The 16,237-nt window shown below is 69.3% G+C and carries 11 protein-coding genes; 6 read left to right on the top strand and 5 right to left on the bottom strand.

What is annotated here, in order from left to right:
• Positions 1 to 21: 21 nt before the first annotated feature.
• A complete protein-coding gene (locus tag HMPREF3165_RS02855) occupies positions 22 to 1,296 on the top strand; it encodes an HRDC domain-containing protein (RefSeq protein ID WP_004564790.1) in 1,275 nt (424 codons plus the stop codon).
• A gap of 110 nt (positions 1,297 to 1,406) precedes the next feature.
• Here HMPREF3165_RS02855 and pflA read toward each other — a convergent pair whose 3' ends face one another.
• From pflA to dxs, 4 genes are all read right to left on the bottom strand, one after another.
• Positions 1,407 to 2,282 (bottom strand): pyruvate formate-lyase-activating protein, encoded by an 876-nt coding sequence (gene pflA / locus HMPREF3165_RS02850; RefSeq protein ID WP_004564789.1) that lies wholly within the window; start codon positions 2,280 to 2,282, stop codon positions 1,407 to 1,409.
• 23 nt (positions 2,283 to 2,305) lie between these two features.
• Positions 2,306 to 2,551 carry an autonomous glycyl radical cofactor GrcA2 gene (gene grcA2, locus HMPREF3165_RS02845; RefSeq protein WP_009406209.1) on the bottom strand — a complete coding sequence of 82 codons (246 nt, stop codon included), beginning with the start codon at positions 2,549 to 2,551 and terminating at the stop codon, positions 2,306 to 2,308.
• Positions 2,552 to 2,627: 76 nt separating this feature from the next.
• Positions 2,628 to 4,742, bottom strand: coding sequence for a formate C-acetyltransferase (gene pflB, locus HMPREF3165_RS02840; protein WP_040321104.1), 2,115 nt, complete (start codon positions 4,740 to 4,742; stop codon positions 2,628 to 2,630).
• 374 nt (positions 4,743 to 5,116) lie between these two features.
• The gene (gene dxs / locus HMPREF3165_RS02835; protein ID WP_020991486.1) at positions 5,117 to 7,174 is read right to left on the bottom strand and encodes a 1-deoxy-D-xylulose-5-phosphate synthase; all 2,058 of its coding nucleotides are present in this window, start codon (positions 7,172 to 7,174) and stop codon (positions 5,117 to 5,119) included.
• Between the two features lie 353 nt (positions 7,175 to 7,527).
• Here dxs and HMPREF3165_RS02830 point away from each other — a divergent pair, with 353 nt between their 5' ends.
• A complete protein-coding gene (locus HMPREF3165_RS02830) occupies positions 7,528 to 9,558 on the top strand; it encodes an alpha/beta hydrolase family protein (RefSeq protein ID WP_020991485.1) in 2,031 nt (676 codons plus the stop codon).
• A complete protein-coding gene (locus HMPREF3165_RS02825) occupies positions 9,558 to 11,525 on the top strand; it encodes a chloride channel protein (RefSeq protein ID WP_004564786.1) in 1,968 nt (655 codons plus the stop codon). Before HMPREF3165_RS02830 ends, HMPREF3165_RS02825 begins: the two co-directional genes overlap by 1 nt.
• A 52-nt stretch (positions 11,526 to 11,577) precedes the next feature.
• On the opposite strand, the gene HMPREF3165_RS02820 is transcribed toward HMPREF3165_RS02825, so the two are convergent.
• Positions 11,578 to 12,132, bottom strand: coding sequence for a hypothetical protein (locus HMPREF3165_RS02820; RefSeq protein WP_070510719.1), 555 nt, complete (start codon positions 12,130 to 12,132; stop codon positions 11,578 to 11,580).
• 21 nt (positions 12,133 to 12,153) lie between these two features.
• On the opposite strand from HMPREF3165_RS02820, the gene HMPREF3165_RS02815 reads away from it, so the two are divergent.
• The 3 genes from HMPREF3165_RS02815 to HMPREF3165_RS02805 form a co-directional block, all read left to right on the top strand.
• Positions 12,154 to 14,172, top strand: a complete 2,019-nt coding sequence (locus tag HMPREF3165_RS02815) for a leucyl aminopeptidase (RefSeq protein WP_141744999.1) — start codon at positions 12,154 to 12,156, stop codon at positions 14,170 to 14,172.
• 238 nt (positions 14,173 to 14,410) lie between these two features.
• Positions 14,411 to 15,784: a dihydrolipoyl dehydrogenase gene (gene lpdA / locus HMPREF3165_RS02810; protein WP_060957826.1), complete on the top strand. Its 1,374-nt coding sequence runs from the start codon at positions 14,411 to 14,413 to the stop codon at positions 15,782 to 15,784.
• A gap of 30 nt (positions 15,785 to 15,814) precedes the next feature.
• Positions 15,815 to 16,237: biotin/lipoyl-containing protein (locus tag HMPREF3165_RS02805; protein ID WP_305366986.1), on the top strand; the 423-nt coding region annotated here is incomplete at its 3' end.

Genomic DNA, 16,237 nt, shown 5'->3' with positions numbered 1-16,237 from the left:
CGCCCAACTGCTTCCTCGGCCGTGCCCCGCCCAGCCGTCCCCCCTGGCACAACAGATCACCCCATCAACCCGCACGACATCGTCGACTATCCCCGTCCCAAGGACGGGCTCCCCGAGATCACCGCCACCCCCACCCAGCTGAACCGAGCCGCTCAGCTCCTGGCGGCCGGTCGGGGCCCCGTCGCCGTCGACGCCGAACGAGCCTCCGGCTTCCGCTACGGACAGGACGCCTACCTCATCCAGCTGCGCCGGGACGGCGTCGGCACCCTGCTCATCGATCCGGTCACCACCGGGCCCCTGACCGAACTGGCCACAGCCCTTGACGGACCCGAGTGGATCCTCCATGCCGCCGACCAGGACATCCCCTGCCTGACCGCACGCGGCCTGAAGGCCGCCTCCCTGTTCGACACCGAGCTGGCAGCCCGCCTCCTGGGCCGACAGCACGTCGGGCTCGGCGCCGTCATCGAGGAGACCCTGGGCCTGCGCCTGGCCAAGGACCACGCGGCCGCGGACTGGTCCACCCGGCCCCTGCCCACCTCCTGGCTCACCTACGCCGCCCTCGACGTCGAGCTGCTCATCGACCTACGCGAAGCCCTGGCCACCGAACTCGAAGCAGCCGGCAAGGACCAGTGGGCCGCCCAGGAGTTCGAGCACGTGCGCACCAAGCCGGCCAGGCCCGCCAAGGTCGACCCGTGGCGCAAGACCCCACGAGCAGGCAGCTCCGTACGCTCCCCCCGCTCACTGGCCATCCTGCGCGAGCTGTGGAACTCGCGCGAGCAGCTGGCCGCAGAGCTCGACCGCACCCCCTCCAAGGTCCTGCCCCACCAGGCACTCGTCGCCGCTGCCGTCGCCCGCCCCCGGTCACGACGCAAAATGAGCGCCCTCAAGGAGTTCTCCTCCCGCCAGGCCCGCCAGAACCAGGAGCGCTGGTGGAGAGCCATCGAACGAGCCCTGGAGCTGCCCGACGACGAGCTTCCCCCCACCCGCGCACCACTGGCGCCCGGCGAGCTCCCCCATCCGCGCTCCTGGCAGCGCCACCACGCCGCGGCCGCCGAGCGGCTCACCGAGGTACGCGCGGCCATCAGACAGCACGCTGAGGAGATCCGCGTGCCCCAGGAGCTCCTCCTGACCCCGGAGTGCCAACGTCGTCTGGCCTGGGACCTCGGCGCGGAGATCGAGGCCGGTCGCACCGGCAGAGTCACTGCTCAGGAGATCAGTGAGCGTCTGGCCGCCATGGGGGCCAGGCCGTGGCAGATCGAGCAGGCCGCCCCCGCTCTCGCCGCAGCACTGGGCTGACGCGCCAGCACGCGCGTACCACAGTGCGCCGCCCACGGAGACGTGGACGGCGCACGACGTGATTCTCGTCAGAGGAGCTCGGCTCGAGAAACCAGTGACCTTCGCCGGCCTCAGTGGACCTCGAAGCCGTAGGAACGGAAAATGGCGCGAGTGGACTCCACCAGCTCCGGTTCCGGGGGCCTGGTGTCACGAAGCTGGTACGTCAGTCCCAAGGCGTCCCACTTGTCGGTACCCATCTGGTGGAAGGGCAGCACCTCGACGCGGCTGACCGAGCCCCAGCGCTCGATGATCCGGGCCACGTTGTGGACGTTCTCAGGGTCATCCGTCAGGTCCGGGACCAGCACGAACCGGGCCCAGATCTCGATCCCCTTGGCCGCCAGACGGTCACCGAAGGTGATGGTCGGGGCCAGGGAGCGCCCCGTCACCTTCTTGTAGGTCTCCTCGTCACCGCTCTTGACGTCGAGCAGGACCAGGTCGATGTTATCGAGCATCTCGTCACTGGCATTGGCGCCCAGGAATCCTGAGGTGTCGATGCAGGTGTGGATGCCCATCTTCTTGGCCCCAGCCAGGAGCCTGCCCGCGAAGGCCGGCTGCATGAGGACCTCGCCGCCCGACAGCGTGATCCCGCCCTTGGACGCGCGGAACACCCCCCGGTAGCGGCGCATGCGGCGGAGAAGCTCCGAGGCCTCCACCGGTTCCCCGTCCTTCATGAGGAAGGTGTCGGGATTGTGGCAGTACTGGCACCGCAGGGGGCATCCGTTGAGGAAGACCGTCATCCGGGTGCCGGGGCCGTCCACCGCGGTCACGAGCTCCCAGGAGTGGATCGAGCCCAGCTCACCATCGCGCATCCGAGCCAGACGCTCCGAGCGTTGAAGATCCGTCAGCTCCTCGAGCCCGCCGATACCCGCACCGCGCAAGCGGGCGGCCGGGGCCAGGAAGTCCTGGTCCCGACCGCCGTCGCGCACGGTCGTCGTGGTCTGCGTCATGACCGCTCGCCGTGCTCCAGGGCTCAGGCCTGGGAGTGGAAGGTGCGGTGGAGGACGTCAAGCTGCTGCTCGCGAGTCAGCTTGACGAAGTTGACGGCGTAGCCGGAGACGCGAACCGTGAGGTTCGGGTAGTTCTCCGGGTGCTCCATCGCGTCCTCGAGGGTGTTGCGGTCCAGGACGTTGATGTTGGCGTGGTACAGGCCCTTGACGCCGCCGTTGTCCTGACGCTGTGCCTTCATGGAGGCGAGGCGCTCTTCGTACGTGGCCATGGTGGCCCCTTTCTGAGGTGATGTTATCGATGTGTGGAAATTGCTGCGGTGTGATCGGCCGGATTGAGCGGCTCGATCAGATCTCGGCGCAGTCGTCGGGGACGAAGCCGGCGTCGAGAATGCCCACGAGGTTGGCGACGCGCTCGTCGAGCGTGCGACCCAGTCCCTGCGGGGTGATCGTGTTGGTCAGCGAGATGCCGTCGAGGGCGTCGTTGTAGTCGAGCTTGCCGACGCTGAGCATCGAGGCGACCATGCCGTGGGTGTCCATCCCGTTCTCCGGGTTGGCTCCGGGCGAGAAGGGGGTGCCCTTCTGGTGCCCCGAGGGGAAGGAGCCGGTTGCCTTGCCGTAGACCACGTTGGAGGTGATCGTCAGCACCGACTGGGTCGGGATGGCGTCGCGGTAGAAGGGCTGGGCCTTGATCTTGGACATGATCGTGTGGACCACGGTGGCGGCGATGTCGTCGGCGCGGTCGTCGTCGTTGCCGTAGATCGGGAAGTCGCCCTCGGTGACGTAGTCGACCACCAGGCCGGTCTCGTCGCGAACCGGGGTGACCTTGGCGTACTTGATGGCCGCCAGGGAGTCGGCCACGATCGACAGGCCGGCGATGCCGCAGCCCATGGTGCGCACGATGTCGGAGTCGTGCAGCGCCATCTCGATGGACTCGTAGGCGTAGCGGTCGTGGCAGTAGTGGATGATGTTGAGGGCCTCGACGTAGGTGGCCACCACCCAGTCGAGCATCTTCTCGTACTTGTCCCAGACCTCGTCGAAGTCGAGGGGGCCGTCGCCCTCGATGCCGGGCAGACCGGTGACGACCTGCTTGCCGGTCATCTCGTCGCGGCCACCGTTGATGGCGTAGAGCAGGGCCTTGGCGGAGTTGACGCGGGCGCCGAAGAACTGCATCTGCTTGCCCACGCGCATCGGGGACACGCAGCAGGCGATCGCGGCGTCGTCGCCCCAGTGCTCACGGATCTGCTCGTCGGCCTCGTACTGGATGGAGGAGGTCGTGATCGAGATGAGGGCGCAGAAGTCCTTGTAACCCTGCGGCAGGTTCTCGTCCCAGAAGATCGTGATGTTCGGCTCCGGGGCCGGACCGAGGTTGCGCAGGGTCTGCAGCAGACGGAAGGAGGTCTTGGTGACCAGGGCGCGACCGTCCTCACCGAAGCCGGCGTCGGACCAGGTGGCCCAGTAGGGGTCGCCGGAGAAGATCTGGTCGTAGTCGATGGTGCGCAGGAAGCGGGTGATGCGCAGCTTCATGACGATGTTGTCGATGAGCTCCTGGGCGCGGGTCTCGTCGATGACCCCGTTGCGCAGGTCCCGCTCGAAGTAGATGTCCAGGAAGGCCGAGAGACGGCCGATGCTCATGGCGGCGCCGTCCTGGGACTTCACGGAGGCCAGGTAGGCGAAGTAGGTCCACTGGACTGCCTCGTGGGCGTTCTTGGCCGGCCCGGAGATGTCGTAGCCGTAGGAGGCGGCCATGACCTTGAGCTTCTTGAGCGCCTTGATCTGCTCGGAGTGCTCCTCGCGGTAGCGGGCCCAGTGCTCGGAGAAGGGCTCGTCCGCTACGGCGTCCTTGGCCTTCTGCTTCTGCTCGATGAGGAAGTCGACGCCGTAGAGCGCCACGCGGCGGTAGTCACCGATGATGCGGCCGCGGCCGTAGGCGTCGGGCAGACCGGTGATGATGTGGCTGGAGCGCGCCGCGCGGATACGCGGGGTGTAGATGTCGAAGACGGCGTCGTTGTGGGTCTTGCGGTAGCGGGTGAAGATCTTCTTGACCTCGGGGTCGACCTCCTTGCCCGCCTCCTTGATGGCGGTCTCCACCATGCGCCAGCCGCCGTTGGGCATCATGGCGCGACGCAGCGGGGAGTCGGTCTGCAGACCAACGATGACGTCATCGTCCTCGCTGATGTAGCCGGCCGGGAATGCGTCGATGTCGGCGGGGGTGTGGGTGTCGACGTCGAGGATGCGGACCTTGCGCTCCTCGGAGAGGTAGTCCTTCTCCAGGGTGTCCCACAGACGCAGGGTCTTGTCCGTGGCGTCGGCGAGGAACGAGGCGTCACCGTCGTAGGGGTTGTAGTTGCGCTGGATGAAGTCGCGGACGTCAATGTCCTCGGTCCACGGTCCGGTAACGAAGCCTTCCCAGGCGTCATTGCCGCTCGCCGTGGTGGCAGATGTTGTGACCTCAGTGGTCATCCGTGCCCTCCTCATGTGGGTGACCGGAGAGCCACCCGGTTGTGATCGCCCTTATGAGGCGAGGCGGCACATCGGCGCGCCGTCGATCTCAGACTAGAACTCAGAGGATGGCTTGTGGGTCGCTGGTCCCAAGAAGAGCCGGTTAGATGACTCACAGGTCGGTCACCGCCGTCGCAATCCAGGACATAAGTCCCTATATCGACTCGTTGGGCGGATATCCGGCACCGGCCGCCAGTTCCCCCTAGCCTTCGACAACGAAGACGAATGTGGTCGCGTTCCCAGCGCATCGACCTATCGGAACGATTAGGACAGGTGTCCCAGCGGATTCCGCCTACTCCGCGACGAGCTGGAGCCGAAGCGCCTCCTGCGTTGCCCTACTCGGCCCTAAGGTCCTGGTCGGCGCGGGGGCCTGTGGCGCCGTCGGCCGCCCTGCGGGCCGCCTGGGCGATATCAGCCGCTCGCATGCCGAAGTCTTCCATCAGCTGAGCGCGGGTGGCCGTGTCGACGAACTGGCGCGGAACGCCGATGCGGCGGAAGACCGGCGAGCCCCCGGTAGCGCTGTGGGCGGCCTGGTACTCCTCGACCGCGTCACGCAGCTGGGAGCCGATACCGCCGTCGACCAGACCGTCCTCGACCACGACGACGACATCAACGTCGGCTGCGGCCGTCACGAGAGGAGCCGGGGCAGGAATCACCCAGTGCGGGTGCACCACGGTGACGGCGTGCCCCTCCTGCTCAAGGAGCCTGCCGGCCTCGTAGGCCTGGGTGGCCATGGCACCCACCCCCACCAGCAGGATCCGCGCGCCACCGGCCGGCCGGCGGCTCTCGAGCAGGACATCGACGACGTCGAAGACACTGACGGAAGGCGTGTCCTGGTGCACCGGATCCCCGCCGCGCCCCGGTTCCTCCGACTCCGGACCGAGGCGTCGCAACGCGGTGAGGGGCTCGGGCAGCGCGCCCTTGGGGTAGCGCACGACGGTGGGGGCATCGTCAGTGCTCACGGCTGTGCGCAGGCTCTCGCGCAGCGTCGCCTCGTCGCGGGGGGCCGCCAGGCGCAGACCAGGAACGTGCGCCAGCAGCGCCATGTCCCACATGCCGTTGTGGCTGGCCCCGTCAGTTCCCGTGATTCCGGCCCGGTCCAGGACGATCGTCACTCCGGCCCGGTGCAGGGCGACATCCATGAGCACCTGGTCGAAGGCGCGGTTGAGGAAGGTCGCGTAGAGGGCGACCACCGGGTGCATGCCGGCGAAGGCGAGGCCGGCGGAGAAGGTCAGCGCGTGCTGCTCGGCGATGCCGACGTCGATGACCCGCGTCGGCATCTCATCGGCCAGGGGCTGGAGGCCCACCGGGGCCTGCATGGCGGCGGTGACCCCGACGATCCGTTCATCTCCGCGGGCCAGGGAGACGATCTCCTCGGCGAAGACGGCGGTCCAGCCGAAGCGCTCGGCCACCACCGGCAAGCCGGTCTCGGGATGAATCTGGCCCACCGCGTGGAAGCGGTCGGGGACGTGCTCCTCGGCCGGGGTGTAGCCCCGCCCCTTCTCGGTGATGACGTGGACGATGACCGGCTCGGCATACTCGCGGGCGCGAGTGAGGGCGAACTCGACGGCCGTGATGTCGTGGCCGTCAACCGGTCCGGTGTACTTGATCCCCAGGTCCTCGAAGAAGGCCGAGGGAACCAGTACGTCCTTGAGCCCCCGTTTGAGTCCGTGCAGGGCGTCGAAGGCGGCCCGGCCGGGGGCGCCCTGCGACAGGAGCGTCCGCTTGACCCCGGACAGGACACGCTCGTAGCCGGGATTGGTGCGCAGTGCGTCGAGGTGGTGGGCCAGTCCCCCGATGGTGGGGGCGTAGGAGCGGCCGTTGTCGTTGACGACGATGACCAGGTGGCGGTCCGAGGAGTCGGCGATGTTATCCAGGGCCTCCCATGCCATTCCCCCGGTCATGGCGCCGTCCCCGATGACGGCGACGACGTGGCGCTCGTCGTGGCCCTGCAGGTGGTTGGCCCGGGCGATGCCGTCGGCCCAGGACAGGGCGGTGGAGGCATGGGAGTTCTCCACAACGTCGTGGACGGACTCGGCCCGTGAGGGGTATCCGGACAGGCCGCCGCGCTCGCGCAGATGAGTGAAGTCCTGACGACCGGTGAGCAGCTTGTGGACGTAGGCCTGGTGGCCGGTGTCGAACACGATGGTGTCCCGCGGGGAGCGGAAGGTGCGGTGCAGCGCGATCGTCAGCTCGACGACCCCGAGGTTGGGGCCGAGGTGGCCGCCGGTGCGCGCCACTGAGGCGACAAGATGCTGGCGAATCTCCGAGGCGAGCGTCACCAGCTGCTCGCTGGTGAGCCGATCGAGGTCGGCGGGCTTGCGCACGCACGGCAGGAGCGCCTTGCCGGTCTGTCCGGCGGGCCCTGCCGGGCGCTCAGCAGCTGCTGGCACGGTGCGCCTCCTTGTCGAAGGTGGTGACGAGTTGTTCGTGTCGCTCAAGAGCGAGCCGCGGCGGGTCGCTGAAGCGGCACTCGGGACAGGGTAGCCGTTGACGCGGCGAAGGGGTCTTCTCAGGAGTCTCCTTCCCGGGCCCGGGGACCGCCAGGCTTCCCGGAGCGACGCTCCTGAGTCGACCGAGGGTGCTCAGCATAGAGCCGCCACGACCACTGTGCGGCCACGTGTCACGCGGGTCACGGCTGAGCACGTACTGTATGCCTTGGGTGTCGAACCGTCCGCGCCCACCGGTCGACGGCGTCGTTCCTGATCGCCCGACCGCCCCTCAGGACTGCCCTCCAGGAGGAACCATGAGCACCACAGCCCCTTTCGGTACCTGGCCCTCGCCCATCACCCCGGGCACCATCACGACCCGGACGGTCCTGCTCTCCCAGGTCCGCGTTGACGGCGCAGACACCTACTGGGTGGAGCAGCGCGCCTCACAGGCGGGCCGCAACGTGCTGCTCCGCCGCAACGGTGACGGACAGATCGGTGAGGTGCTTCCGCTGACACCTGCCGACGAGCTGGTCGATGTGCGCACCCGGGTGCACGAGTACGGAGGGAGGGCCTACGCCGTCGACAGCGGGATCATCGTGGTCTCGCACGCCGGGGACGGGCGCCTCTACCGGTACGACGTGGCGCACCGCATGCGGGGCCTGGTCCCGCTCACGATCTACGGGGACGTGCGACACGGCGACCTGGAGATCGACACGGGCCGGGGCCTGGTCTATGCCGTCCGCGAGGACCACCGGGGCGGCGGCGAGGCCGTCAACACCCTGGTGGCCATTCCCCTGGACGGCTCGGCCGCCCGCGATGACTCCCGCGTGCGCACACTGGTGTCGGGCACGGACTTCGTGGTCGCCCCGACGCTGTCCCCCGACGGCGAGCACCTGGCCTGGATCACCTGGAACCACCCGGGGATGCCGTGGGACAACGCCAGCCTGCACGTGGGGGACCTCGGCCCGGACGGGGCACTGGGCGAGCAGACGCTGGTGGACGGCGGCAACGGGCACTCGGTCTCCGAGCCCCGCTGGACCGAGGAGTGCGAGCTGGTGCACGGTTCCAACGCCTCGGGCTTCTGGAACCTCTACCGCACTGAGGGCTTCCCGGTACGCGGCACCAACCGCACCGGCTGGTCGGAGAAGCTGCGCACCCGCCCCCTGCACCCGGCCGAGGCCACCTTCACCAACCCGGCCTCATGGCAGCTGGGGCCGCACTCCTTCGACGTGCTCGACTCCGAGCACATCATCACCTCCTGGGCCCGCGATGCGGTCTCGCACCTGGGGACCATCAAGCTCGCCAACGGGGAGCTCGAGGAGTGGAACGTGGGGTGGCAGCCGATTGGCAACGTCGCCTCCAACGCCGGTCGCGTCGTCATGCTGGCCTCCAATGAGATGTCGATGCCCAGCATCGTGGAGGTCAAGAACGGCACGGTGAAGGTGCTGCGCGGCTCGGGCGAGTTCGTGCCTGAGGGTACCGGGGTGTCCTTCCCCGAGCCGGTCTCCTGGCCCACCAGCGACGGCGCCACCGCCCACGGCTTCTACTACCCGCCGACGTCGGCCTCTCACACTGGCCCCGACGACGAGCTGGCGCCGCTGATCGTCAACGTCCACGGCGGACCGACGGCCACGGCGGTCCCCGGCTACGACCTGCGCATCCAGTACTGGACCAGCCGGGGCTTCGGCTATCTGGACGTCAACTACCGCGGCTCCATGGGCTACGGAACCGGCTACCGCAAGGCCCTGGAGGGCAAGTGGGGCATCTACGACGTCGACGACTGCGTCAACGGGGCCCAGCACCTGGTCGACGCCGGACTCGTGGACCCGCGCCGTATCGCGATCCGCGGAGGTTCGGCCGGAGGCTTCACGGTGCTGTCGGCCATCACCCGCTCCTCCGTGTTCACGGCGGCCAGCTCCTGCTTCGGGGTGACCGACCTCAAGAGGCTGGTGCGCACCACCCACAAGTTCGAGTCGCACTACATCGGCCAGCTCATAGGCACCCAGGACATCGACGCCCCGGTGCTCGATGAGCGCAGCCCCATCAACCACATCGAGGACATCAACGTCCCGCTGCTGCTCATCCAGGGCTCGGAGGATCCGATCGTCCCGGCGGAGCAGGCCACCGCCATGTACGAGGCTCTCAAGGAGACCGGCGCCCCGGTGGCCCTGGAGGTCTTCCAGGGTGAGGGCCACGGCTTCCGTCTGGCGACGAACATCCGGCGGCGTTACGAGGCCGAGCTGAGCTTCTACCGGCAGGTGTGGGGGATCGGCGCAGACTCCTCCCACGCCGAGGGGCAGGGTGAGGAGGAGACCTTCACGGTCAAGGTGGAGAACCTGAACTGATGGATCGCGTCTGGAGGAGGCTGTCCGCCACCCTGTCACGGCGCGCAGGCAGCCTCTTCCGCCATCATCGCTTCGGCCTCTACATCCTGGCGGTGCTGGTAGGGCTCGCCTCGGGCCTGGGTGCGGTGCTGTTCCGGCTGGGAATCGACGCCTGGTCCCAGCTGCTGAGCGGAGCCGACGACTACACCGTGTCGATGGGGCCCTCGGTCGGGCTCCTGGCGCCTCTGGGAACCTGGTTCGTCCTGGTCACCCCGGTGCTCTCCGGCCTGCTGACAGGACCGTTGATGTCCCGACTGGGCCGGACCCCCACGGGCCACGGGGTGGCCGGCGTCATCTGGTCCACTCGCCACGGCGACGGCACCATGGCGCCCCTGCCGGCCTTGGCCGCGACGACGTCGGCTGCGCTGACGATCGGTGGCGGGGGCTCGGTCGGTCCGGAGGGGCCGATCGCCGAGCTGGGCGCGTCGACGGCGAGCATCATCGGACGGGGGCTGCGGCTGCGCCGGTCCTCGATCCGCCACCTGGCCGCCGCCGGAACGGCCGCCGGCATTGCCTCCGCCTTCAACGCGCCGCTGGCTGGGGCCTTCTTCGCCCTGGAGGTCATCCTCATGGGCTTCAGCGCCGACGCCTTCATCGTCATTGTCCTGGCCTGCGTCTCCTCGACGGTCCTGTCGCACCACCTGCTGGGGACGACGCTGTCGCTGTCGCTCCCCTACCTGGACCTGTCCGGTGACGCCCAGCTGGGCTGGGTCGCGCTGCTGGGAGCCGTGGGCGGGGGCGTCGGTATCGGCTTCATGCGTCTTCGCTTCGTCATCCTCGATGCCCTGACCCGTGCCTGGCAGCGCTTGGGCGTGCCGATCTGGGCACGGCCGGGCATTGGCGGGCTGGCGGTCGGTGCGACTCTCCTGGTTCTGCCCGAGATGTACGGCGAGTCATCAGCCGCTCTCAACCGGGCGCTGGCGGGACGCTACGCGCTGACACTGCTGCTGGTGCTGTGCGTGGCCAAGATGCTGGCGACCTCCTTGACCCTGGGAATGGGTTTCGTCGGCGGGGTGTTCGCCCCGTCCCTGTTCATCGGTGGGACGCTCGGTGCCGCCTTCGGCACCCTCGTGGCTCCCAGCTACGCGCCGGCCGCCGGGGTCTTCGGGGTCATCGGCATGGGGGCGGTCTTCGCCGGTGCGGCTCGCGCCCCGATGACGGCGGTCCTGCTCATCATCGAGATGACCGGGCAGCACGCGCTCCTGGTGCCCCTCATGCTGGCGACGGTGCTGGCCACCTTCATCAGCCGGTTCCTGTCACGCGGCACACTGTTCACCGAGGAGCTGCGTCGTCGCGGAGAGGATGTCGAGGATCCGATGGCCACCACGCTCCTGGGACGCACCCGCGCGTCCCGGCTCATGGTGGACCCGCCCGCGGTACTCCAGGCCACGGCATCGCTCAGCCAGGCCGCCTCCGTGATGAGCCGGCGTGACCTCTCGGCCCTGCCCGTGGTCGCTACCGGACAGAGCGGCACCGGCGAGCTGCTCGGTTGTGTGACGGCCGCGCAGCTCGCCGGGGCGCTCCTGAGCGAGGACTCCGACGACGCCTCTGCCCAGCCGGCGACGGTGGCAGACCTGTCGCTGGTCCGTGACCGTCTGGACGGCAAGGACGAGGCGACTGACGTGCTTCAGGCCCTGACCGATACCCGCCTGGAGGGGCTTCCCGTGGTCGCCCGCGCCGCTGGCTCCGGTGCGGAGGAGCTGGTGGGCTGGGTGTCCCAGAGGATCGTCGTCGAACGGGTCTACGAGGCCCAGGCGCAGGCTCGCACAGCCGCCGCAACCTACACCTCCTGGGGCTCACGGCTTCAGGACAGGTGGCACTCCCGCCCCGTTCCTCGGCGCAGAATCGGAAGAATCAGCCGTATCAGCCGAGTCAGCTCGCGCAGCTCGCGCAGCTCGCGCAGCTCGCGCCGTTCCAGGCGCCGATGAGAGTCCGCCGGGGCTCGACACGCTCCGGCGCCGTAGAACTTGCCGCAGCGCCCTACCGGTCCCGACCTCCGCGGGACGTCTTGTGAGCCCGGCCCTCCTGGACCGCCCGGGCCTTCTCGGTAATGCTCTCGGTGAGGGTGTCGGACAGCTCGGTGATGCGCTCGGCGTTGGCCACGATGCGCCGGGGGTCGGACATCCACATCCACGCGGCGGCGACCACCGGGAGGATCGCGGGCAGGTACCACCGGGACCGGCCCCAGTGCGCCCACACCGAGACGCTGAGGTCGGCGGGCGAGGGGGCGGGCAGGGTGAGAACACCGATGAGCACCGCCATGGTGGCCAGCGCCCCCAGGCACATCCAGCCGATATTGCGCATCCGGCGCCCGTTGTGGGCCACGCAGACGGCCAGCAGGAGGTACAGGACGCCCCCCAGGAGGTTGAGCGACCACACCGCGGGCTCCTCGTCGGGGCTTCTCAGCAGCGTCGTCAGCGAGGGGACGAGAACGATCGCCCCGAAGACGGCGAAGACGCCAACCAGGATCCGCCCCCACCCGTATGCGGGACGGCGGGTGTCCTGTACCGGGCGTACCGATGAGCGCTCGTCCATGAGGAACGACCTTTCCGTGTGATGACCTTCGGCACGCGCAGCACAGGTTCAACCTCCAACCAATGCCAGAACGTTACTATTCACAACGTGAGCACCATTAAGTTGACCAAATCCCTGAACGCACGCGCCTCGGCGGACGATGACCGCAAGGATACCGACCTCAGCAGTCAGGCCGAGGTCGACACGGTCGAGGAGGCCGAGAGCTCCGAGGCTCCCGCAGCCGGCGACGGAGCCGGCTCGACAGATGCCGAAGCCGCCAAGCGGGACCTGAAGCAGGACTCCGACGGCGACGAGGATGCCTCCGAGGACCAGGAGGGCAACGCCGACGGTGCCAGCGTCAAGGGCAGCGGCTCCGAGGCGGCATCTGACATCGGGCCCCATGACGCCTCCGGCACCGAGGCCGAGGCCGACGTGCTCGTCCTGGCCGCAGCGCCGGGCCGGGACGGGGCCGAGGCCCCCGAGATTCTCCTGGAGGGCCTCGAGCCGCCGTCGAGCACCGCCCTGGAGGACCTGGACATCAACGCCCTGGTGACCCTGCTGCCCACCCTGGGCTTCTCAGGCGCCCAGGACTCGGTGGTGCGTCTGCCCTCCTCCGCGGTGACTGCCCAGGGCTACCGGGGACCGGCGACGATCCTCGTGGTCGGCGTCGGAACGGGCTGGGCCGACACCGATCCGCTCGCCGTCACCACTGACGACGAGGCCGCATTGGGCTACGACCAGACCGGTCTCCTGCGCCGGGCGGCAGGACGCGCCACCCGAGCACTGGCCGGGACCGACTCCGCGGTCCTGGCACTGCCCACGCTCTGCGAGGAGCAGCTCGCCGCCGTCGCGCACGGAGCCGCCCTGGGCGCCTACTCCTGGAGCGCGACGAAGAACGAGGACCGCCCCGGACAGGAGACGGCCTCGAAGAACACCTCCCCGCTCACGACCATCTCGATCATCTCCCCCCTGGCCGACACCCCCGAGGGGCAGGAGGCGCTGACGGGAGCCCTGGCGCTGGCCCAGGCCACGGCACTGACCCGGGATCTGGTCAACGAGCCGCCGAACCGGCTGACTCCGGAGGTCTTCGCCGAGAGGGCCCGCGCAGCCGGGCAGGAGGCCGGCATCCGCGTTGAGATCTGGGACGCCCCGGCACTGGTCGAGCAGGGCTTCGGGGGGATCCTCGGCGTGGCTCAGGGCTCGGTGCACCCGGCGCGCCTGGTCCGTCTGGAGTGGTCGCCGGAGCACGCAGCCAAGGCCTCCGGCGGGCAGGAGGGCTCACAGGCCGAGGGCGACGGAGCAGCCGGCCGCCCCAAGCACGTCGCCCTCATCGGCAAGGGCATCACCTTCGACTCCGGCGGCCTGTCCCTCAAGCCGGCCTCATCCATGCCGGAGATGAAGTCCGACATGGCGGGGGCCGCCACCGTGCTGGGCGCCATCGTCACGGCCGCGCGCCTGGCACTTCCGATCCGCGTCACCGCGTGGCTGGCACTGGCCGAGAACATGCCCGGCGCCGACGCCCAGCGTCCCAGCGACGTCATCACGATGTTCGACGGCACCACTGTGGAGGTGACCAACACCGACGCCGAGGGGCGCCTGGTCATGGCCGACGCCCTGGCACGGGCCGTCACGGAGGAGCCCGATGCCGTCCTGGACGTGGCCACCCTTACCGGGGCACAGATCGTGGCCCTGGGCGACCACGTGGCCGCCGTCATGGGGACACCGGACCTTCGCGAGGAGGTCGTCGCCGCGGCGCAGCGGGCCGGGGAGTCCTTCTGGCCGATGCCGCTGCCGGCGCACCTGCGCGCCACCCTGGACTCGCCCTTCGCCGACCTGCGCAACACCAAGGTCGGCTCGCGTGCCGGCGGGATGCTCTCGGCCGGGCTGTTCCTGCGCGAGTTCGTCGGGCACCGGCCGTGGGCCCACCTCGACATCGCCGGTCCCGCCTACAACGACTCCTCTCCCTGGGGCCTGACTCCGACCGGCGGGACGGGTATGGGGGTCTCCACCCTGGTGGAGCTGCTCCGTTCGCTGTCCGCCGAGGTCAGCATCCTTTCCTGAGCCCGCGTCCAGCGAAGGCGAGTTGACGACGAGCCGTGCCGGGGCCTCACACGAGCGCCCCGGCACGGCTCGTTGCCGAAACCACCCATGAACGGTGATGCGTCTCACCCCGTTTTCAGGACTCTGGTCCCTAAACAGCAACCCCCGTGGCTCCTGCACTCCCTCTTCAGGTGGAACAATGGCTCCGTGCCGAGCCGCCCCGCGGGGGCGACGTGACCAACCAACAAGGAGTGAGTTCGTGACAGAGACCGTCTACGACATGGTCATTCTGGGCGCGGGATCAGGGGGCTACGCCGCCGCCCTGCGTGGCGCCCAACTGGGCCTCAAGGTCGCCCTGATCGAGGCGGACAAGCTGGGGGGCACCTGCCTCCACCGCGGCTGCGTGCCCACCAAGGCCCTGCTGCACGCCGCCGAGACCGCCGATGCCGTGCGCGAGGCCGCCACGGTGGGCATCAAGGCCGCCTTCGAGGGCGTGGACATGCCTGGCGTCCAGAAGTACAAGAACAGCATCGTCTCGCGGATGCACAAGGGCCTGGAGGGCCTGGTGTCCTCGCGGGGCATCGATCTGATCCAGGGGTGGGGACGTCTGGTGGCCGCCGACGCCGTCGAGGTTGACGGCCGTCGCATCACCGGCCGCAACGTGGTCCTCGCCTCCGGCTCCTACTCCAAGACCATCGGGCAGGAGATCTCCGGAGGCGTCATCACCTCCGAGGAGGCCCTGGAGATGGACCACGTCCCCGCCTCGGCAGTGATTCTGGGTGGCGGCGTCATCGGGGTGGAGTTCGCCTCGGCCTGGGCCTCCATGGGCAGCCAGGTCACTATCATCGAGGGGCTGCCCCACCTGGTGCCCAACGAGGACGAGGCGATCTCCAAGCAGCTCGAGCGCGCCTTCCGCAAGCGCAAGATCACCTTCCGCACCAACACGATGTTCGAGTCGGTCGAGCGCCACGACGGCGGGGTGACCGTGCGCACCCAGGACGGCAAGACCCATGAGGCCGAGGTCCTCCTCATCGCCGTGGGCCGTGGACCGGCGACCGCCAACCTCGGCTATGAGGAGGTCGGGGTCGCCATGGACCGCGGCTTCGTCCTGGCCGACGAGTACGGCCGCACCAACGTCCCGGGCGTGTGGGCCGTGGGTGACATCGTCCCCGGTGTCCAGCTCGCCCACCGCGGCTTTGCCCAGGGCATCGTCGTGGCGGAGAAGATCGCGGGCCTGGACCCGACTCCGGTCGATGACGTCCTGGTCCCCAAGGTGACCTTCTGCGAGCCCGAGATCGCCTCGGTGGGGCTGTCGGAGGCCAAGGCCGCCGAGATCCACGGCAAGGAGAACATCACCTCCGCCGAGTTCAACGTGGCCGGCAACGCTAAGAGCCAGATCCTGGGGACGCAGGGCTTCGTCAAGCTCGTCTCCCTCAAGGACGGCCCGATCCTGGGCTTCCACGCCATCGGAGCCCGCATGGGCGAGCAGGTGGGTGAGGGACAGCTCATGGTGTCCTGGGAGGCCGACGCCGACGACGTCGCCGCCCTGGTCCACGCCCACCCCACCCAGAACGAGACCCTCGGCGAGGCCGCGATGGCCCTCGCCGGCAAGCCGCTGCACAACCACGGCTGATCCAGCTAGACGAGAGTAAGGAAGACAGTAATGTCAGAGTCCGTGAAGATGCCCGCCCTGGGTGAGTCCGTCACCGAGGGGACGGTCTCCTCCTGGCTCAAGGCCGTGGGAGACACCGTCGAGGCCGACGAGCCCCTGCTGGAGGTCGCCACCGACAAGGTCGACACCGAGGTCCCCTCCCCCGCATCCGGCGTCCTGTTGGAGATCCGCGTCCCCGAGGACGAGACCGTCGAGGTCGGCACCGTCCTGGCCATCATCGGCGACCCCTCCGAGGCGGGCTCCGCCCCGGCACCGGCCGCCCCCGCACCGCAAGCCGCACCCGAGCCCCCAGCTCCGGCTCCGGCCCCGGCCGCTGAGGCGCCGGCACCCGCCGCCCCGCAGGCCGGCGGCTCGGCCGAGGGCACTGAGGTGAAGATGCCGGCTCTGGGTGAGTCCGTCACCGAGGGGACGGTC

The organism is Actinomyces sp. HMSC08A09, assembly GCF_001807465.1.
In the GTDB taxonomy this organism is placed as follows: Bacteria; Actinomycetota; Actinomycetes; order Actinomycetales; family Actinomycetaceae; genus Actinomyces; species Actinomyces oris.
Note: the sequence above shows the minus strand (reverse complement) of the source record. Positions and strands in the feature narration are given on the sequence as shown.